We start from the raw sequence: 20048 nt of genomic DNA on the forward strand, positions 1-20048 counted from the left end.
GGGCTAGGCGACAGCGGGGGAGGTGGTGAGGGTGCCGGCTTCGGCGTCGAGGGTGGCCTCGGTGCCGACGGGGACCGTGAGCTGGCCGTGGCCGTGGCCGATCGGCAGGCCGCCGAGGACCGGTACGCCGAGGTCGCCGAGGCGTTCGGTCAGCACGTCGGCGACCGTGGTCTCCCAGCCGTCCGCGCAGTCGGTGAACTGGCCGACGGCCACACCGACCAGGCCGTCCAGCGCCCCGGCGCGGCGCAACTGCGTGAGCATCCGGTCGACCTTGTACGGGGGCTCCTGCACGTCCTCGACCAGCAGCACCGCTCCGGTCAGGTCCGGCATGTCCCGGGTGCCGAGGGTGGCGGCGAGCAGGCACAGGTTGCCGCCGAGCAGCGTCCCCGTGGCGCGGCCGGGCACCCGTACGCCGAAGGTCTCCTCCCCGGGCACGGCGGCGACGGTGACCGGTCCGGTGGTCATCAGGGCGGCGTGCAGCGACTCGGCGGAACGCAGCGGGGTGCGCTCGTCCAGCCAGGCCGCCCCGGGGCCGTGCACGCCGGCCAGCCGGGCGCCCCGCCACAGGGCGAGCTGCAACGCGGTGATGTCGGAGAAGCCGGCGACCACCTTCGGGTCCCGGCGTACCGCCGCCATGTCGACGGCGTCCACGATGCGCTGCGCGCCGTAGCCGCCCCGGGTGCAGATCACCCCGCGCACCTGCGGGTCGGCGAACGCGGCGTTCAGGTCGGCGGCGCGCAGCTCGTCCGCGCCGGCCAGGTAGCCCCGGCGGGCGTACGCGTGCGGGGCGGGCACCGGCCGCAGCCCCCAACTGGTGAGCAGCTCCATGCCCCGGGCCACCCGCTCGGGCCGGGTCGGCCCGGACGGGGACACCAGCAGCACCGTGTCGCCGGGGCGCAGGACCGGTGGGCGCAGGACGGCGTCGTCGGCGGTCACAGCCGCCGAGCCTAACCGCCCGGCGGCTTCCCGCAGTGGGTACCGGGAACGCCGCGGTTCCCGCAGTGGGTACCGGGAACGCGCCGCGGGTTCCCGCAGTGGGTACCGGAATGCCGCTCGGCGCGCGGGTCGAGGCGTTCCGGGTGGCGGTCGACGTACCCGATAGCCTCGACGGCGTGGGAACCGCGCTGGTGATCGAGAACGACCCGACCGACGACCCCCGCCGGCTGGGGGAGTGGCTGGTGGAGGGGGGCCTGGCACTGCGGGTGCTGCGACCGCACGCCGGGGACGACCTCCCCGACGACCTGGACGGGTACGTGGCGCTGGTGGTGCTCGGCGGCGACCAGCGGGCGTACCCGGCGCCCGACGCCACCCCCGGGGCCCCCTGGTTTCCGAAGCTGGAGGGGCTGCTACGCAAGGCCGTCCGGCACCGGGTGCCGACCCTCGGCGTCTGCCTCGGCGCGCAGCTGCTCGCCACGGCGCACGCCGGCCTGGTCGAGCGCAGCCCGTCCGGGCCCGAGGTCGGCCCGGCCGTGGTCGGCCGGCGGGACGCCGCCGAAGCCGACCCGCTGTTCCGGTACGTGCCGCTGATCCCCGACGTGCTCCAGTGGCACACCGACGAGATCACGGAGCTGCCGCACGGGGCGACCCTGCTGGCCGCCTCCACCCGCTACCCGCACCAGGCGTTCCGGCTCGGCGACCGGGCCTGGGGCCTGCAATTCCACATCGAGTGCGACACCGCCATGATCGCCGACTGGGCCGCCGACTCCGCCCTGCTCGACGAGCTGGGCTACGACCCCGAGCTGGTAATCGCCGCCTGCGACCGGGTGATGGCCGACGTCGAGGAGGTGTGGCAGCCGTTCGCGATCCGGTTCGCCGCCCTCGCCCTCGGCGAGCTGGGCGACGACAGCGTCCGGCGTCCCCTGCCGCTGCTCGGGCACTGAGCCGATCATGAGCAGACCCGCCCGCGGCAGGCTGGCCCGCTACGGCTTCGGCACCGACGACAGCTCCCGCGCCGCCGACCTGCTCGGCCCGGCCGGGCTCGACCTGTGGCACCCGCAGGAACAGGAACCGGTCGACGACCGGGCCGCCGAGCTGCTGGCCGCGCTGTCCCGGGCCGCCGACCCGGACCTGGCCCTGCGCCAGCTGCACCGCCTCGTCGAGGCCGAGCGCCGCACCCGCATCGGCCCCGTCGCCCCTTCCACCGGCCCCGCCGCTGCGAGCGTGGCCGCTGCGGCCAACGGTTCTGCGGGCAGGCCCGGCGACTCCGTGGTGCTGGACACGCTGCACGCCGACCCGGGGCTGCGCCGGCGGCTGGTCGCCGTGCTCGGCGCGTCCTCGGCCCTCGGCGATCACCTGGTGGCCAACCCGCGCCAGTGGCCGGTGCTCGCCACCGCCCCTGACGGGCTCGCCCCCGCCGCCGAGGGTCGGCTCGACCTGGCCGCCGCCGCCCGCCTCACCGCGTCCACCCAGCCGGTGGCGGTGCTGCGACACGCGTACCGGCTGGCCCTGCTGCGGATCGCGGCGGCCGACCTGACCGGCGGGCGCGCCCTGGAGCAGACCATGGCGGCGCTCTCCGCGCTGGCCGACGCCACCCTCGCGGCGGCGTACGACATCGCGGTGGGTGAGCTGCTCGAGGGGGCCGCCGTGCCCCGCCTCGGCGTGGTGGCGATGGGCAAGTGCGGCGGCGGCGAGCTGAACTACGTCTCCGACGTCGACGTGATCTTCGTCTGCGCCGAGGACGACGAGCTGCCGGCGGCCACCACGATCGCCGCCCGGCTGATCCACGTCTGCGGGCTGGTCGCCTGGCCCGTCGACGCGGCGCTGCGCCCCGAGGGCAACCGGGGGCCGCTGGTGCGCACTCTCGCCAGCCACCTGGCGTACTACCGGCGCTGGGCGCGCACCTGGGAGTTCCAGGCGCTGCTCAAGGCCCGCCCGGCCGCCGGTGACCTGGCGCTGTCCCAGGAGTGGATCGACCAGCTCGCCCCGCTGGTGTGGCGGGCCGCCGAGCGGCCCGAGGCCGTCGACGACGTCCGCTCGATGCGCCGCCGGATCATCGACAACATCCCGCCGAAGGAGCTGGAACGCGAGATCAAGCGCGGCCCCGGCGGGCTGCGCGACATCGAGTTCGCCGTCCAGCTGCTGCAACTGGTGCACGGCCGGGGCGACGAGACGTTGCGGGTGCCCGGCACCATCCCCGCGCTGCGCGCCCTGGTGGCCGGCGGCTACGTGGGCCGGGCCGACGGGGAGGCGCTGCTGCGCGGGTACCGCTTCCTGCGCGGCGTCGAGCACCGGCTCCAGCTCCAGGGCCTGCGCCGCACCCACACCGTGCCGACCGAGCCGGCCGCGCTGCGCTGGCTCGCCGCCGCCCTCGGCTACGCGGCCACGCCGGGCCGCAGCGCCGTCGAGGAGTTCCGCGCCGAGTGGGTCACCCACGCCACCGAGGTACGCCGGCTGCACGCCAAGCTGCTCTACCGGCCGCTGCTGGAGTCGGTGGCCCGCGTCCCCGCCGACGGGCTGCGGCTCACCCCGGAGGCGGCCCGGCACCGGCTGGAGATCCTCGGCTTCGCCGACCCGGCCGGGGCGCTGCGTCACCTCCAGGCCCTCACCGGCGGGGTGAGCCGCACCGCCGCCATCCAGCGCACCCTGCTGCCGGTGCTGCTCAGCGAGTTCGCCGACGCCCCCGAGCCGGACCGGGGGCTGCTCAACTACCGGCAGGTCTCCGACTCCCTCGGCAACACCCCCTGGTACCTGCGGCTGCTGCGCGACTCCGGCCCGGTGGCCCGCCGGCTGGCCCGGGTGCTCTCCTCCTCCCGGTACGCGGCCGACCTGCTGGCCCGCGAGCCGGAGGCGCTGCGGCTGCTGGCCGAGGAGAACGAGCTGACCCCGCGCCCGGCCGGGGTGCTCTGCGAGGGCTTCGCCGCCGCGGCGACCCGGCACGCCGACGACCCGGTCGAGGCGACCCGGGCGGTACGCGCGCTGCGCCGCCGGGAACTGGTCCGCATCGCCTGCGCCGACGTCCTGAGCCGGGCCGGGTCGCTGGCCCCCACCCCCAGCCGGGACCAGGAGCGGGCCGTCGCCGGCCGTACCGACCCCGACGTACGGGCCGCGCTCGGCCTCGCCGACGTCACCGCCGTCGGCACCGCCCTGTCCGACGTCACCGACGCCACCCTGGCCGCCGCGCTGCGCGCCGCCCGGGCCGCCCAGCCGGCCCTGCCCGGCCTGCGGTTCGCGGTGATCGGCATGGGCCGGCTCGGCGGGTACGAGTCGAACTACCTCTCCGACGCCGACGTGCTCTTCGTCTACGATCCGCCCGCCGGGGCGGACGAGGGCGCGGCCAGCGCCGCCGCCCACGCGATCGCCGAGGAGCTGCGCCGGCTGCTCTCCGCCCCCGCCCCCGACCCCGCCCTCGGCGTGGACGCCGACCTGCGCCCGGAGGGCCGGCAGGGCCCCCTCGTGCGCAGCCTCGCCGCGTACGCGCAGTACTACGCCCGCTGGTCGAAGGTGTGGGAGGCGCAGGCGCTGCTGCGCGCCCGGTTCGTCTGCGGCGACGCCGACCTCGGGGCCGAGTTCGAGGCGATGGTCGACCCGGTCCGGTACCCCGCCGACGGGCTGACCCGGGAGCAGATCGTCGAGATCCGGCGGATCAAGGCGCGGGTGGAGACCGAGCGGCTGCCCCGGGGCGCCGACCCGGCCACCCACACCAAGCTGGGCCGGGGCGGGCTCGCCGACGTCGAGTGGGCGGTGCAGCTGCTCCAGCTCCGGCACGCCGGCCGGCTGCCGGCGCTGCGCGGCACGCGTACCCTCGACGCGCTCTCGGCCGCGAGCGCCGCCGGCCTGGTCGACCCGGCGGACGCCACCGCGATGGCCGCCGGCTGGACCCTCGCCGCGCAGGCCCGCAACGCGCTGATGCTGGTGCGGGGCCGCGCCGGCGACCAGCTGCCCCGGCACGGCGTGGAGCTGGCCGGGGTGGTCCGACTGCTGGGCCGCGACGACCCGGGCGAGTTCCTCGACGAGTACCTGCGCACCGGCCGCCGCTCCCGCACGGCGATGGAACACGTTCTCGATGCCTGAGGCACAAGGAAGGGCCCCTTCCTATCGGCTTTTGTACAGCAGGGGCCCCCTCTTAGCATCTGCCGGCGTGGCGGCGTTGCTCGGCGTGGCGTTCCTGCTCGCCCCGCCGATGGGCACCGACCTGGCCGCCCAGGTGGCCCGGGCCGATTTCGTCGGCCGGCACGGTGCCACCCCGGTCGACCTCGGCTGGTACGGCGGGGTCGACCAGTTCGGCTACAGCCTGTTCACCGCCCGGCTGGCCGCCTGGACGGGACCCCGCCCGCTCGGTGCCGTCGCCGCGGTGCTCGCCGCTGCCGCACTGGGCCACCTGTTCGCCCGGCACCGGGCTCGCCGGCCGCTGCTCGCCGGGGTCCTCGGCGCGGTCGTGCTGGTCGGCAACCTGGCCAGCGGCCGGGTCACCTTCACCGTCGGGCTGGCGCTGGGCCTGTTCGCGCTCTGCGCGGTCGACACCGACCGGCCAACGGCGCCCGGCTGGGTCCGCCCGGCGCGGCTGGCCCTGGCCGGGCTGCTCGCCGCGTTGACCACCTGGGCCAGCCCGGTCGCCGGCCTGTTCATCGGCCTGGCCGGCGCGGCGCTGGTGCTGGCGAGCCTGCGCCGGGGCCCCGGGCCGGGGCGGGCGCTGCCCGCCGGGTGGCGGGCCGACCGGCCGCTGGGCGAGAGCCTGACGCTGTGCCTCGCCCCGGCGCTCGCGCTCGCTCCGATGGCGCTGCTGTTCGGCAACGGGGGCACGCAGCCGTTCACCGCCGAGTCGATGCGGATCAACGTGGCCCTCGCCATGGTGGTCTTCTTCGCGGTGCCGCGCCGCCGCCGTACGCTGCGCGTCGGGGCCGCGCTGACCGTGCTGCTGCTGGTCGCCGCCCAGCTCGTGCCCAGCCCGATCGGCTCCAACGCGCTGCGGCTGCCGATGCTGTTCGCGCTGCCGCTGCTCGCGGGGTACGCGCCGCTGCCCGGCCCGTGGCTGGCCGGGCTGCTCGCCGCCTGCGTCTGGTGGCAGAATCCGGTGATGATCGCCGACCTGTCCCGGGCCGGCTCGCCCGAGAGCGCGGCGGCGTACTACCGGCCGCTGGTCGACGAGCTGGCCCGCCGCCAGCCGGTGGGCCGGGTCGAGGTGGTGCCGCTGCGCGACCACTGGGAGTCGGCGTACCTGCCGGACACCGTGCCGCTGGCCCGGGGCTGGGAGCGGCAGGTCGACACCGCCCGCAACCCGCTGTTCTACGGCGACGACCTCACCGCCGGCGCGTACGCCGCCTGGCTGCGCCGCGAGGCCGTCGCGTACGTCGCGCTCGCCCCCGACAGCGTGCCCGACCGGTACGCCCGCCAGGAAGCCGCCCTCGTCGCCGCTGGCCAGCCGTACCTGCGCGAGGTATGGCGGGACGGCACCTGGCGGCTGTACGCGGTGACCGAACCCGCCCCGCTGGTCGGCCCGCCGGGCCGGTTGGTCGACTCCGGCCGGGCCGCCGTCGGGTTCACTGTCGACGCGCCCGGCGACGTGCTGGTGCGGGTGCGCTGGTCTCGCTGGCTGACCCTGACCGGCCCGGGTGGCTGCCTCGCCCCTGCCCCGGACGGGTTCGTCGCGGTGCGCGGGGCCACGCCCGGGGCGTACCGGGTGGGAAGCTCGCTGCGGCCGTCCGGACAATGCTGACCGTGGACCGTCACCGTCTGATCCGTTACGCGGGGCTCGCCGGCTCCGCGCTGCTGTCGCTCTCCGCGTTCCTCGGCGGGGCGTTCCCCGGCGGCGACCTGCGCCCCACCCCGGTCAGCATCTGGCAGGGCCCGCACGGGCCACTGATCATCGTGGCCTGGCTCGTCGGGACCGCGCTGATGGCGGGCGCGTGGTGGACGCTGCGCGACGGGGTGCCGTCCGCGCGCTGGGCGCTGGTCACCGCCGGGCTCTGGCTGCTGCCGCTGCTGGTCGCGCCGCCGATGGCCAGCCGCGACGTGTACGCGTACGCATGCCAGGGGGCCAGCTTTGCCAACGGCATCAGCCCGTACGAGCAGGGTGTGTCGGCGCTGCCCTGCCCGTGGCTGGACAGCATTTCGTACATCTGGCGGGACACTCCGGCCCCGTATGGTCCGCTGTTCGTGGTGCTCGCCGGTGCGGTGGTGAAGGCGACAGGGTCGCTGACCGCAAGCATCGTGCTGTTCCGGCTGTTCGCCGTGGCCGGGCTGGCGTTGACCGCCGCCTGCCTGCCGGTGCTGGCCCGCCGTTGCGGGGTGCCGGTCGGCCGGGCACTGTGGCTGGCCCTGGCCAGCCCGCTGATCGGCGTGCACCTGGTTGCCGGGGCGCACAACGACGCGCTGATGGTCGGCCTGCTGGTCGCCGGGCTGGCCGTGGTGGCCGCCCGGCCAGGTCGCCCCGGTCCGCTGCTGGCCGGGGGAGTGCTGCTCGGGCTGGCCGTGTCCATCAAGATCACCGCCGTGGTGGTGATCCCGTTCGCCGCGCTGGCCGCCATGACCGGGCCGTACCGGATCCGCACGCTGGCGCGTGACGGCGGGTGGGTCGTCGCCGGCTCGGTCGCCACCGTGGTCGGGGTGACCTTCGCCGGTGGGCTGGACTTCGGCTGGGTCGGCGGGCTGTCCAAGGGCGGCGACGCGATCGCCTGGACGTCGCCGCCGACCGCCGTGGGCCAGACCGCCGGGTACGTCGCACGGATCTTCGGCGCGCACGTCGACGCGCTGCCGGTGACCCGGGCGCTCGGCGTGGTGGTGCTGGCCGGGCTGCTGCTCTGGCTCTGGTGGCGGGCCCGCACCCGCAACCCGCTGTGGCACGGCGGCCTGGCGCTCGCCGCCATGGTGGCGATGTCACCGGTCGTGCACCCCTGGTACTGGATCTGGCCGCTGACCGTGCTCGCCGCGACGACCGTGCACCATACCCGCTGGTTCACCGTCGTCGCGCTGGTCTCGGCGTTCCTGATCCTGCCGGACGGTACCGGGCTGGCCCGGTACACGAAGCTGCCCGGGGCCCCGTTGATGACGCTTCTGCTGATCTGGGCGGCCGTGCGGTTGGTACGGTCGGCCAGGGCCGACCGCGCGTCGGTTCCCGCCGTCCGGGGGAGTTGACTGAACGAGGGGTGCGCCGGTGGCCGTCCTCGCCCGCTGGGCCGGGCTGCTCGGCGCGGCGCTGCTCGCCGTCGCCGGCTGGCTGGGCGGGGCGCTGCCCGACCTGACTGGCGGCACCCCCGCGCAGGTGTGGCGGGGCCCGCACGGGCCGGCGGTGCTGGGTTGCTGGCTGGCTGGCACCGGGCTGATGGTCGGGGCGTGGTGGGCGCTGCGCGACGGCGCTCCGTCGGGCCGGTGGGCGTACACGACCGCCGGGCTCTGGCTGCTGCCGCTGCTGGCGGCGCCGCCGCTGGGCAGCCGCGACGTCTACTCGTACGCCTGCCAGGGCTGGTCGTACGCGCACGGGCGCGACCCGTACCGGGTTGCGGTGGCGGCGGCCGGCTGCCCGTGGCTGGACTCGGTCGCCCCGATCTGGCGGGACACCCCCGCGCCGTACGGGCCGCTGTTCGTGCTGCTCGCCGCGCTCGCGGTGACCCTCGGCGGCGGGCTGGCCGGTGCGATCGCGGTGCTGCGGCTGTACGCCGTAGCGGGCGTGCTGCTGGCCGCGCTCTGCCTGCCGGGGCTGGCCCGGGCGGCGGGCGTGCCGACCCGGCGGGCCGCCTGGCTGGCGCTGGCCGCGCCCCTGGTCGGGGTGCACCTGGTGGCCGGCGCGCACAACGACGCGGTGGCCATCGGCCTGCTGCTGCTCGGCCTGCTGGTGCTGGTCCGCCGGCCCGGGAAGCCGCGCCCGCTGCTGCTGGCCGGGGCGCTGCTCGGGCTGGCCGTGGCCGTTAAGGCGACCGCCGTGGTGGTGCTGCCGTTCGCGGCGCTGGCCGCCGTGCTCGGCCGGTACACCTGGCGGGCGCTGCTACGCGACGGGGGCTGGCTGGCCGGTGGCGCGCTGGCGGCGCTGCTGGCGGCGTCCATGGCATCCGGGCTGGGCCTGGGCTGGGTCGACGGGCTGGCCCGCAGCGGCGACTCGGCGCAGTGGACGTCGCCGCCGACCGCCGTCGGTTTCGTCGTCGACTACGCGGGAAAGTTGGCCGGTCGGCGGCCCGACGCCGTGCCGGTGACCCGGGCCGCCGGCCTGCTGCTGCTCGCGGCGACGCTGGCGGCCCTGTGGTGGTGGGCGTGGCGGTCGCTGCGGCGGCTGGGCGACGTACGCCAGCGGGTGCGTGCCCTGGCCGCGGCCCGGCCCCGGACGACCCTGCTCGGCGCGGGGCTGGCGCTGGCCGCCACCGTCGCCCTCTCGCCGGTCTTCCACCCCTGGTACGCCACCTGGCCGCTGACGCTGCTCGCCGTTTCGGTCACCCGGGCGGCCCGGACCACGTGGTTCGTGCTGCCCAGCGTGGTGGCCGCCGTCCTCACCCTGCCGGACGGCACCAACCTGGCCCGCTCCACGAAGGCCCCGGGCGCGATCGCGATGACGGCGCTGGTGTTGGTGCTGGTGGCATGGGCGACGCTGGCGGGGGGCCGGTTTAATGAACCGGCGCGGCGGCGGGGCGTGTTCGGGCCGTGAGCGGCCTGCTGGCCCCTTCGGGGCTACCCGTTGGCCCGGCCTGGCCGTTGGTCAGTGCTTTGGAGCTGCCCCGTTGGTGCGGCCCGGCCTGGTCGTCGGTGGTCCCTTTGGAACTGCCCCGTTCGTGCGCTCAGGCCTGATCTCCGCCCGCCCGCCCGGGCGTTGCGCTTCCGCTCGGTGGGCACGGCGTTCCGGTCGTCAGGTCGGGTGGCGACGGGCTCGCGTGGTGCCCCGTTTGTGCGGGCAGCTCCAAATGCGCCCGTGAAGGTGTCCTAGCCGCGGCGGCCGGGTGAAAGCGGCCGGGTGAAAGCGGCCGGGCCGACCCCGCGTGCTGCGGGGCCGGCCCGGCCGGTGCTGGAGGAGCGTGCTGAACCGAGAGTTCAGCAGTCGAGCGTCAGCAGTCGAAGTACATCGCGAACTCGTGCGGGGTCGGGCGCAGGCGCACCGGGTCGACCTCGTTGGCCCGCTTCCACCCCACCCAGGTGGAGATCAGGTCCGGCGTGAAGACGCCGCCGTCGAGCAGGTAGTCGTGGTCGGCCTCGAGCGCGTCGAGCACCTCGGGCAGCGAGCCCGGAACCTGCTTGACCGAGCCCCACTCCTCCGGCGGCAGGTCGTACAGGTCCTTGTCGATCGGCGCCGGCGGCTCCATCTTGTTCTTGATGCCGTCGAGGCCGGCCATCATCATGGCCGAGAAGGCGAGGTACGGGTTGCTCGACGGGTCCGGCACGCGGAACTCGACCCGCTTGGCCTTCGCGTTGCTGCCGGTCACCGGGATGCGGGTGCAGGCGGAGCGGTTGCGCTGCGAGTAGACCAGGTTCACCGGGGCCTCGTAGCCGGGCACCAGGCGGCGGTACGAGTTGACCGTCGGGTTGGTGAAGGCCAGCAGCGACGGGGCGTGGTGCAGCAGGCCGCCGATGTACCAGCGGGCGGTGTCCGACAGGCCGGCGTAGCCGGTCTCGTCGTAGAACAGCGGCTCGCCGTTCAACCACAGGCTCTGGTGGGTGTGCATGCCCGAGCCGTTGTCGCCGAAGAGCGGCTTCGGCATGAACGTCGCCGTCTTGCCGTTGACCCAGGCCTCGTTCTTGATCAGGTACTTGAAGAGCTGGAGCTGGTCGGCCGAGTGCAGCAGGGTGGAGAACCGGTAGTTGATCTCCGACTGGCCGGCGGTGCCGACCTCGTGGTGCGAGCGCTCCACGGTGAAGCCGGCGTCGACGAGGCGGCGGACCATGCCGTCACGCAGGTCGGCGTAGTGGTCGACCGGCGGCACCGGGAAGTACCCGCCCTTGTACGCGGTCTTGTACCCGCGGTTGCCGCCCGGCTCCTCGCGGCCGGTGTTCCAGGCGCCCTCGATCGAGTCGATGTAGTAGAACGACTGGTTGGCCGAGGTCTCGTGGCGGATCGAGTCGAAGATGTAGAACTCCGCCTCGGCACCGAAGTACGCGGTGTCGGCGATGCCGCTCGCCGCGAGGTACGCCTCGGCCTTCTTCGCCACGTTCCGCGGGTCCCGGGAGTACGCCTCGCGGGTGAACGGGTCGTGGATGAAGAAGTTGAGCGCGAGGGTCTTCTGCGCGCGGAAGGGGTCGATGAAGGCGGTCGCGACGTCCGGGAGCAGGAGCATGTCCGACTCGTGGATCGCCTGGAAGCCGCGGATCGACGACCCGTCGAAGGCGAGACCGTCGTTGAAGACGCTGTCGTCGAAGGACTCCACCGGCAGGTTGAAGTGCTGCATCACGCCGGGCAGGTCACAGAAACGTACGTCGACGAACTTCACGTCCTCGTTCTTGAGGTATCGCAGGAGTTCCTCGGGATTGGCGAACACACGTCCTCCTGGCACGTCCACGGGTGGCTGGCTTCTGGCGACCGTATGGCCGTGCGGTTGCTCGGCCGTATCTGCTGTGTTTCGGTCGTGTTACGTCGCTCGCGCTGCGTCATATGCGCCGCTCAGTCGCCGTCGGATGTCCGTTCGGACGATAGCCGACGCGGCACTGTACCGCAGATTATCGCCTTTGGTCCGGTTTGGCGGCAGGTGTGGTTCCGGCCACCCCCGCATGCCTGACTACCCTTGGCGCTCGTGACCACGCCGCAGCCCCCCGCGCCGCCCGTCGCCGACCCCGCCTTCGCGCCGCCCACCCTGGGCCGCCGCTTCGGCGCCCTGGTGATCGACTGGGTGCTCTGTTTGCTGGTGTCCAACTTCTTCGCCGACCCGGTCCGCGACGGTTGGGCCCCCGTCGTGGTGCTGATCGTCGAGTACGGCTTCTTCCTCGGCCTGTTCGCCCAGACCCCCGGCATGTACGTCACCCGGATCCGCTGCCTGTCATGGGCCGACGGCGGCCGGATCGGCCTGGCCCGGGCGCTGCTGCGCGGCCTCCTGCTGGCCCTGGTGGTCCCGGCCCTGATCATGGACGAGCACCGCCGCGGCCTGCACGACCGCCTCACCGGGTCGGTGGTCGCCGCCGCCCCGCGCGGTCGCTGAGCCGCTGGGCCACGCGGTCACCGAGCCGCCGCGACCCGCCCCGCACGGTCGCCGAGCCGCCGTCAGCGACCCCGGCTCTGGCGGAACGCGCCGCGTGGCGGGCGCATGTTCTTCGGGATCGCGCCCTTGGGCATCTGCGGGCGGGCGGTGAGCGCCTTGAGCCGCTTGTCGAGGGTGTTGACGTCCTTGCCGCTTAGGGCGCGCGGCAGCCGCATCAGCGTCATCCGCAGCTTGCGGATCGGCAGCTCACCCTCGCCCTGGCCGATCACGTAGTCGTGCAGCGGAGCGGAGCCGATCACCTTGGCCAGCCGCCGCTTCTCCTGCCCCAGCAGGCCGCGCACCCGCTGCGGGTTCCCCTCGGCGAGCAGGATCACGCCGGGGCGGCCGATCACCAGGTGCACCATGTCCATCTGGGTGGTCGCGCTGACCGCCGGGGACACCCGCCAGTCGCCGCGCATGCTCTCCATGATCTGTGCCGCCGCGCCGGGCTGCCCCTCGGCGGCGTTCATCATCGCCTTGTTGGACCGCAGGTTGAGCACGATCAGCAGGGCGAGCAGGGCGACCAGGATGCCCAGCGGCAGCCAGAACCAACCCCAGAGAAGCACCGCGACCACGGTCAGCGCGAGCGGGATCAGCACCGCGCCGGTGGCCAGCGGAGCGAACCACCGATCCTGCTTGGCGGTGAAACTGAACACCATCCCGATCTGCTTCAGCCGCTGGCCGAACGAGACCTTCTCCTGGGGCTTCGCCATGCCGCAGAGTCTAGGTGGTCGCCGCCTGCCCCGTTGATCCGCGCCCGGTCCGGCCCTCGACCGGACGGTTGGGCAGCACCGGGGCGGCCCGCCCGGTGCCGTGCTGCCCGCCGGCAAAGGACGATCCGGCCTGCTCGTGGTACTCCTCCTCCACGTTCACCGCCCACACGTCGTGGCCGGCGGCGTCGAGGATGTTTTCCACGGCCAGCATCGCCGTGAGCATCGAGTGGTCCTGGTTGTTGTACCGGTGCATACCGTTGCGGCCCACCGGGTGCACGTTCGGCAGCGCCTCGGCCAGCCAGTCGCGCATGGTCTCCACGGCCTGCTCGTACCCGAAGTCGTAGACCGGGTACGCCTTCGGCATCCGCACCACGTACCCGGCCGAGACGGCGCCGGGGCGGACCAGCCTGAGCGCCTCCAGCTCGGCCGTGCCCAGGGCGACCAGGTCGTCGTCGTCCGACTCCCACAGGTCGTCGCCCTCGTCGACGAAGTACTCCAGTCCGAGGCAGGTGAACCCGTCCCGCACCAGGTACGGCGACCAGGAGCCGAAGTTCTGGATCCGGCCCACCCGTACCCCCGGGGTGTGCACGTAGATCCAGTTGTCCGGGAACCCGGCGTCGGCCGGCACGACCAGCGCCACGGTGAGGAAGTCGCGGTGCCGCAGCGCGTCGGCGGCGGCCAGCACCTGCGGCGGGGCGGGCGGATCCACGGCCCGCACCAGCGCCGGCAGCGGCATGCTGGAGATCACGTGGTCGGCCTCGACGCGGCGCTCGCCGTCCGGGCCCGCCACAATCACCGCGACCGCCCGGCCGTCGGCCCGGTGCACCCGCGCCACCGACGTGCCCATCGTCACCACGCCGCCGGCCTTCGCGACCAGCTCGGCGCAGCGCTCCCACATCATCCCCGGGCCGAGTTTCGGATACTGGAACTCCTCGATCAGGCTGGTGATGTCGGCGCGGGCCCGGCGGGGCAGCAGCGCGTTGCGCACCGCGCCGGCCAGCGACAGGTTGCGAATGCGCTGGGCCGCCCAGTCCGCCTGCAGCTCCGTGGCCGGGAAACCCCAGACCTTCTCGGTGTACGTCTTGAAGAACATCCGGTACAGCCGGGTGCCGAAGCGGGCCGACACCCACCCCTCGAAGTGGCTCTGGTCCGCCGGTGGCCGCAGCCGCGCCCACAGGTACGACCCGACGCAGCGCACCGCCTCGACGATTCCCAGGTTGCCCAGCGCGTTGCCGGCCCGCAGCGGGTAGTCGAACAGCTTGCCCCGGTAGTGGATCCGGCTCATCCGGGGACGCAGCAGGAAGTCGCCGTCGGGCAGCACCTCGTGCCAGAACTCCTCGACCCGGGCGACCTTCGTGAAGAACCGGTGCCCACCGATGTCGAACCGCCAACCGTCCCGTTCGACGGTACGGCTGATCCCGCCCACGACGTCGTCCGCCTCCATCACCTCAACGGAGGCGTTCCGCCTGGTCAGCTCGTAGGCGGCAGTGAGGCCGGCGGGGCCGGCGCCGATGACGACGGTATGTGGCAGGGACATTACATAAATCCATCATCTTCGACGTCTTTCGGCAAGGGTTGCCCCGCAGGATGGGACGTCGTGCGACTCTGTGCCCGCAGGGCTGCCTGCGCGGGCGCGCATATTACCGGCAGGAACTGCTGCGGGCGTCGAGGGCCTGCCGGTAGAGCCGGCCGGCCCGGTACGACGAGCGCACCAGCGGCCCGCTCATCACCCCGGCGAAGCCGATCTCCTCGGCCTCCTCGCGCAGCTCCACGAACTCCTCCGGCTTCACCCAGCGGGTCACCGGGTGGTGCCGGGGTGACGGACGCAGGTACTGCGTGATGGTGATCAACTCGCAGCCGGCGTCGTGCAGGTCCCGCAGGGCCTGGGACACCTCGGCCCGGTCCTCGCCCATGCCGAGGATCAGGTTGCTCTTGGTGACCAGGCCATCGGCGCGGGCCTGCCGGATCACGTCCAGCGAGCGCTCGTAGCGGAACGCCGGCCGGATCCGCTTGAAGATCCGTGGCACCGTCTCGACGTTGTGCGCCAGCACCTCCGGGCGCGCGCCGAACACCTCGGCGAGCTGCCCGGGGACCGCGTTGAAGTCGGGGATCAGCAGCTCGACCCCGCAGCCCGGCTGGAGGGCGTGGATCTGGCGAACCGTCTCCGCATACAGCCAGGCGCCGCCGTCGGGCAGGTCGTCGCGGGCGACACCGGTGATCGTCGCGTACCGCAGGCCCATCGACACCACCGACTCGGCCACCCGGCGCGGCTCGTCGGCGTCGAACTCGGCCGGCTTGCCCGTGTCGATCTGGCAGAAGTCGCAGCGCCGGGTGCACTGGTCGCCGCCGATGAGGAAGGTCGCCTCCCGGTCCTCCCAGCACTCGTAGATGTTGGGGCAGCCGGCCTCCTGGCAGACGGTGTGCAGCCCCTCGCGCGAGACGAGCCCGCGTAGCTGGGTGTACTCCGGCCCCATCTTGGCCTTCACCTTGATCCACGGTGGTTTGCGTTCGATCGGCGTCTCGGCGTTGCGCGCCTCGATCCGCAGCATGCGCCGACCCTCCGGGGCGACCGTCGCGGTACGCGAGGCGGGGCTGGTCGTCGGCTGCTCGGTCGTCGGCGTCGTCGACGCGGCGTGCTCGATCGTCACAAAACCGAGCCTACGCCCGACGGCGGCCGTCGATGAACGGGAGGCGATGCCCGTCACCTCCCGATTCCTGTGACGCCGCCCACCACCGCCGCCGAAAACCCCGTTGCACCGCCGCGCCCGGCTGCTAGCGTGCCCCGCAAAGCTGCGACGGAGCCGAGTAGTGCGCCGCCCCGCCAGTCCAGAGAGCCGCCGAACGCTGCGAGGCGGTCTGGCGTCGGCGCACGAAGACCCTCCCGAGCTGCGGGAAGAACGGCGCGGTGTCCCCGACACCCGTGCCTGGTAGAACCCGCCCGGCTGGCCCCGGTCATCAGGCGACGAACGAGGCCCCCGCGTGCGGGGGCGAAGGTGTGGTGGCACCGCGAGGACCCGCTCGCCCACACCTCCCGGGGATCGCGTTGCGATCGATCGAGGAGGTAACCGCCGTGCAACGCATCCTGTCCACCCAACTCCCCGCCCACGTCGGCGCGACCGTCCGGGTCGCCGGCTGGGTGCACCGCCGCCGGCTGCTCAAGTCGGTGGCGTTCCTGATCGTGCGGGACGCCGCCGGCCTGGCCCAGGTGGTGGCCACCGACCCGGCCGCCCGCGCCGCCGTCGAGGAACTCACCGAGGAGACCGTGGTCGAGGTCACCGCGACGGTGGTCGCGAACCCGGCGGCCCCCACCGGGGTGGAGCTGATCCACCCGACGGTACGACCGCTCGGCCCACCCGCCGCCGCGCCCCCGTTCGACCTGTACCGGCCGGCGCTGACGGCTACCCTGCCCACCCAGCTCGACCACGCACCCGTCGCGCTGCGCCACCCGCTCAGGTCGGCGGCGCTGCGGGTCTCGGCGGCGGCGGTGGCCGGGTTCCGGGCCACCCTCGACGCTCGCCACTTCGTGGAGATCCACACCCCGAAGGTGGTCGCCTCGTCCACCGAGAGCGGCGCGAACGTCTTCGCGCTGGACTGGTTCGGCCGGCCCGCGTACCTGGCGCAGTCCCCGCAGTTCTACAAGCAGCTCATGGTCGGCGTCTTCGAGCGCGTGTACGAGGTCGGGCCGGTGTTCCGGGCCGAGCCGCACGACACGGCCCGGCACCTGGCCCAGTACACGTCCCTCGACGCGGAGCTGGGCTTCGTCGGCGACCACACCGACGTGATGGTCGTGCTGCGGGACACCCTCGCCGGGATGCTGGCGACCGTGGCCGACCGGGCCGGTGCCGCGCTGGCCACGCTGGGCGTGACGGTGCCGCCGGTGCCGGCCCGGATTCCGGCCGTGCGCTTCACCGAGGCGCTGGCCATCGCCGGCGCGCCGGCCGACGAGCCGGACCTCGCCCCTGCCCACGAGCGGGCGCTGGGGGAGTGGGCCCGCCGCGAGCACGGCAGCGAGTTCGTCTTCGTCACCGGGTACCCGATGGCGAAGCGGCCCTTCTACACCCACCCGGACCCGGCGCGGCCGGCGTACTCGAACGGGTTCGACCTGCTGTTCCGCGGCCTTGAGCTGGTCACCGGCGGGCAGCGCCTGCACCGCTACGACGAGTACCTGGCGGCACTCGCGGCGCGCGGCGAGCCGGTCGAGCCGTACGCCGGCTACGTCGACGCGTTCCGGCACGGCATGCCGCCGCACGGCGGCTTCGCGATCGGCCTGGAGCGCTTCGTCGCCCGCCTGGTCGGCGCGGCCAACGTCCGTGAGGTCACGGCCTTTCCCCGCGACCTGCACCGCCTCACCCCCTGAAGACGGCAGCCGGGCCGTTCAGGCCGGGCCGAGTAGGTCCCAGGGGTTGCCGGCGATGTCGCGGAAGACAGCCACCCGGCCGTACGGCTCGGTGCGCGGCGGCCGGACGAACTCCACGCCCGCGTCGGCGAGGCGGCGGTGGGTGGCGTCGAAATCGTCGACCCGCAGGAAGAAGCCGACCCGCCCGGCGGTCTGGGCGCCGACCGCCGCCTCCTGCCGCGTGCCGTCGGCCCGGGCCAGCAGCAGGCCGGTCTGCGCGCCCGGAGGGCGGACCACCACCCACCGCTTCGGACGGCCGTCGGTGGTCTCCGCCGGGGAGTCCTCGACCAGCTCGAAACCGAGGACCTCGGTGAAGAAGGCGATCGCCGGGTCGTACTCGGCGACGACGAGGGTGACGAGATCGATCCGCACCCGCCGAGCCTAGAGCGTGATCAGGGTGGGCAGGTGGCGCTCCACCACCGGCAGCACGTCGGCCACGGTGATCGGGCGGCCGAGCTCCGCGGTGAGCGAGGTGACCCCGGCGTCGCGGATGCCGCAGGGCACGATCCGGTCGAAGTACGCCAGGTCGCAGTCGCAGTTGATCGAGAAGCCGTGCTGGGTCACCCCACGGGCGACCCGGATGCCGATGGCGGCGACCTTGCGGGCCGGCCCCCGGTCGTCCTCGGGCACCCAGACCCCGCTGCGCCCGTCGACCCGGTCGGCGGCCAGGCCGAACTCGGCGCAGACGTCGATCAGCAGCTGCTCGGTGCGGCGCACGTACGCGACGACGTCCACCGGGTCGGGCAGCTTCACGATCGGGTACCCGACGAGCTGCCCCGGGCCGTGCCAGGTGATCTTGCCGCCGCGGTCCACGTCCACGACGGGGGTGCCGTCCAGCGGCCGGTCCCACGGCTCGGTGCGTTTGCCGGCCGTGTAGACGCTCGGGTGCTCCAGCAGCAGCACCGTGTCGCCGCGCTCGCCGGCCACCACCGACTCGTGCAGCCGCCGCTGCTCGTCCCACGCGGCCTGGTAGTCGAGCACCCCTGCACGTACGGCGGTCAGCCCCGGAATCGTCGCGGTCACGCCCACCAGCGTAGTCCCGTACCGGCCGGTCACCTTCGGTGAGCCGGCTCACCACCGGCGTGTCGGGTGGGCGGGTCAGGCCGGCGGGACCCGCCAGAGCCAGACGTCGTCGACGCGCTGCGGGGTGCCGAGCAGGGCGGTGGCGGTGCGGCGCAGGGCGTCTTCGTCGAGGTCGTACTTCGCGCCGTGCACCCGGTCGGCGAGGACCACCACCTCGACCCCCCAGTACCGCAGGTCGGCCAGGGACAGCCGGATGCTGCCCTCGGTGACGATCGGGACGAGGCCGGTGCGGCCGGCCTGGTCCATCAGCGTGTCGAAGGTGCGCGGCGGCGGCCCGATCCGGCCCCGGCCGTCCGGGCCGCCGGGGCCGAGGAAGAACCCCGCCGGGATGCGGAACTCACCCTGCCGGTGGGCGAGCGCGTACGCCTGCCAGCGCTGCCCGTCCGGGGTCACGTCGAGGGTCAGCGGCAGCGGGGTGAGCGTCCCGCCCGGGGAGACGTACTCCCGCCAGGTGCCGGCGGTGATGAACGCCGGCACCGGCTCGCGGACGCCGGTCAGCAGCGGCGTGGGCAGCAGCGGCAGCAGCGCCACCGCGAGGCCGAGCCCCCAGGCGGCGCGCGCGGCCCGGCGCCGCGGCGGGTCGGCCCGCAGCCGGTCGACGGTGTACGCCAGCAGCACCCCGAACACCGGGGCCACGATCAGGGCCAGCCGGGCCGGCAGGGCGGCGTTGACCACCGGCAGGTTGTCCAGCAGCAGGAACGGCAGCGGCGTGTCGGTGTGCCGGCCGGCCCACTTGGCCCGGGGCCCCCAGGAGAGCACGGCGAACACCACGGCGGTGCCGCCGAGGGCGGCGACGGTGGCCCGAAGGGCCCGGTCCCGCCGCCACAGGTAGCCGAGGCAGACGGCGGCGAGCAGCAGCAGCGGCACCCCGAAGAACGAGTTCTCCTCGGTCGGGTTGGGGGCGAGGGAGGTGCCCAGCCCCGCCTCGCCGGCCAGCGACCGGCGCGGGTACGCCGCGTACGCGGCGATGTCCTCGGCGTGGATGACCGGGTCGAAGCCGGTGCCGTGGAACCGTTGCGGGCCGGCGAAGTGCAGCCACAGCGGGTACGCCAGCAGCGACCCGGCGGTCAGCGTGGTCACGCCCAGCCCGCGCAGGAAGGCGGGCAGCGCCGCCCTGGCCCGCGCCCGCCGGCCGGGGTGCAGCGCCCAGATCGGCAGGAACACGCCGAGCGCGAGGGCGGTGAAGAACAGCCCCTCGGCGGCGATGGAGAAGGCGACCGCGACGGCGACGCCGAGCACGACCCCGTTGCGCAGCCAGCGCCCGGGCTCGCGCAGCGCGAACACCCGCCACAGCAGCAGCGGCACCAGCCACCCGGCGGTCCAGTTCAGGTGGGCGTTGGCGTGCGACACCATCCCGGGGGAGTACGCCACGAACAGCGCGCCGAGGCCCGCCGCGAGCCGGCTGCGCACGAACTGCCGGGACAGCAGCAGGTACCAGGCCAGCGCGGTGGCGGCGAGGTTCCCGGTGAGGATCACCAGGAACGTCGCGGGTGGCCCGATCAGGTATGTCAGCGGCGCGAAGAAAGCCGCGTACACGGTGATCGAGGTGTTGACCGCGAGGTTCACCCCGTCCGGAACGTTGACCAGGGTCGTGAAGAGCGGGTTCTGGCCGTGGGTCAGCGCGTGCCCGCCGAAGGCGAGCAGCCACTCGAACAGCGCCTGGTCGCTGGAGTTGACGGTGATCGCCCGCTGGTTCGGGCCCAGCCACAGCCCGCTGGTGACCCAGCCGGCGAGGGTCAGCGCGAGCAGCGCGAAGAGCAGGTCGGCGCGCCGGTC

15 protein-coding genes are annotated in these 20048 nt (G+C 74.4%); 7 read left to right on the forward strand and 8 right to left on the reverse strand.

What is annotated here, in order from left to right:
* Positions 1 to 3 precede the first annotated feature (3 nt).
* Positions 4 to 936, reverse strand: a complete 933-nt coding sequence (locus E1258_RS15085; RefSeq protein WP_132401108.1) for an LD-carboxypeptidase — start codon at positions 934 to 936, stop codon at positions 4 to 6.
* 110 nt (positions 937 to 1046) lie between these two features.
* On the opposite strand from E1258_RS15085, the gene E1258_RS15090 reads away from it, so the two are divergent.
* From E1258_RS15090 to mptB (E1258_RS15110), 5 genes are all read left to right on the forward strand, one after another.
* A complete protein-coding gene (locus tag E1258_RS15090) occupies positions 1047 to 1880 on the forward strand; it encodes a type 1 glutamine amidotransferase (protein WP_207919570.1) in 834 nt (277 codons plus the stop codon).
* A 7-nt stretch (positions 1881 to 1887) separates the two neighbouring features.
* Entirely contained in the window at positions 1888 to 5010 is a 3123-nt protein-coding gene (locus tag E1258_RS15095) for a bifunctional [glutamine synthetase] adenylyltransferase/[glutamine synthetase]-adenylyl-L-tyrosine phosphorylase (RefSeq protein ID WP_132401111.1), read from the forward strand.
* Between the two features lie 67 nt (positions 5011 to 5077).
* Positions 5078 to 6652: a hypothetical protein gene (locus tag E1258_RS15100; protein ID WP_207919568.1), complete on the forward strand. Its 1575-nt coding sequence runs from the start codon at positions 5078 to 5080 to the stop codon at positions 6650 to 6652.
* Complete coding sequence (gene mptB, locus E1258_RS15105) at positions 6646 to 8070, forward strand: polyprenol phosphomannose-dependent alpha 1,6 mannosyltransferase MptB (protein WP_165949772.1); 1425 nt, start codon at positions 6646 to 6648, stop codon at positions 8068 to 8070. Before E1258_RS15100 ends, mptB (E1258_RS15105) begins: the two co-directional genes overlap by 7 nt.
* Before the next feature lie 19 nt (positions 8071 to 8089).
* Positions 8090 to 9568, forward strand: coding sequence for a polyprenol phosphomannose-dependent alpha 1,6 mannosyltransferase MptB (mptB, locus tag E1258_RS15110; RefSeq protein ID WP_132401114.1), 1479 nt, complete (start codon positions 8090 to 8092; stop codon positions 9566 to 9568).
* Positions 9569 to 9962: 394 nt separating this feature from the next.
* Here mptB (E1258_RS15110) and glnA read toward each other — a convergent pair whose 3' ends face one another.
* A complete protein-coding gene (glnA, locus tag E1258_RS15115; protein WP_132401117.1) occupies positions 9963 to 11387 on the reverse strand; it encodes a type I glutamate--ammonia ligase in 1425 nt (474 codons plus the stop codon).
* A 252-nt stretch (positions 11388 to 11639) separates the two neighbouring features.
* Here glnA and E1258_RS15120 point away from each other — a divergent pair, with 252 nt between their 5' ends.
* Positions 11640 to 12041: an RDD family protein gene (locus E1258_RS15120; RefSeq protein WP_371688618.1), complete on the forward strand. Its 402-nt coding sequence runs from the start codon at positions 11640 to 11642 to the stop codon at positions 12039 to 12041.
* Positions 12042 to 12103: 62 nt separating this feature from the next.
* On the opposite strand, the gene E1258_RS15125 is transcribed toward E1258_RS15120, so the two are convergent.
* The 3 genes from E1258_RS15125 to lipA all read right to left on the reverse strand — a co-directional run bounded on the left by E1258_RS15125 (position 12104) and on the right by lipA (position 15441).
* Complete coding sequence (locus E1258_RS15125; protein WP_132401120.1) at positions 12104 to 12793, reverse strand: DUF4191 domain-containing protein; 690 nt, start codon at positions 12791 to 12793, stop codon at positions 12104 to 12106.
* Positions 12794 to 12803: 10 nt separating this feature from the next.
* Positions 12804 to 14330, reverse strand: coding sequence for an NAD(P)/FAD-dependent oxidoreductase (locus E1258_RS15130; protein ID WP_132401123.1), 1527 nt, complete (start codon positions 14328 to 14330; stop codon positions 12804 to 12806).
* A 103-nt stretch (positions 14331 to 14433) separates the two neighbouring features.
* Positions 14434 to 15441, reverse strand: coding sequence for a lipoyl synthase (gene lipA, locus E1258_RS15135; protein ID WP_132401126.1), 1008 nt, complete (start codon positions 15439 to 15441; stop codon positions 14434 to 14436).
* Between the two features lie 422 nt (positions 15442 to 15863).
* Between lipA and aspS the strand changes: the two genes are divergently transcribed.
* A complete protein-coding gene (aspS, locus tag E1258_RS15140) occupies positions 15864 to 17150 on the forward strand; it encodes an aspartate--tRNA(Asn) ligase (RefSeq protein WP_132401129.1) in 1287 nt (428 codons plus the stop codon).
* An 18-nt stretch (positions 17151 to 17168) separates the two neighbouring features.
* Here the strand turns inward: aspS and E1258_RS15145 are convergent, their stop codons facing one another.
* The 3 genes from E1258_RS15145 to E1258_RS15155 all read right to left on the reverse strand — a co-directional run.
* Positions 17169 to 17561: a VOC family protein gene (locus tag E1258_RS15145; RefSeq protein ID WP_132401132.1), complete on the reverse strand. Its 393-nt coding sequence runs from the start codon at positions 17559 to 17561 to the stop codon at positions 17169 to 17171.
* 9 nt (positions 17562 to 17570) lie between these two features.
* Positions 17571 to 18212: a lipoyl(octanoyl) transferase LipB gene (gene lipB / locus E1258_RS15150; protein ID WP_132401135.1), complete on the reverse strand. Its 642-nt coding sequence runs from the start codon at positions 18210 to 18212 to the stop codon at positions 17571 to 17573.
* A gap of 75 nt (positions 18213 to 18287) precedes the next feature.
* Positions 18288 to 20048 (reverse strand): DUF2079 domain-containing protein (locus E1258_RS15155; protein ID WP_132401138.1); only part of this gene is annotated, 1761 nt, incomplete at its 5' end.

Source organism: Micromonospora sp. KC207 (assembly GCF_004348615.1).
Lineage (GTDB): Bacteria > Actinomycetota > Actinomycetes > Mycobacteriales > Micromonosporaceae > Micromonospora.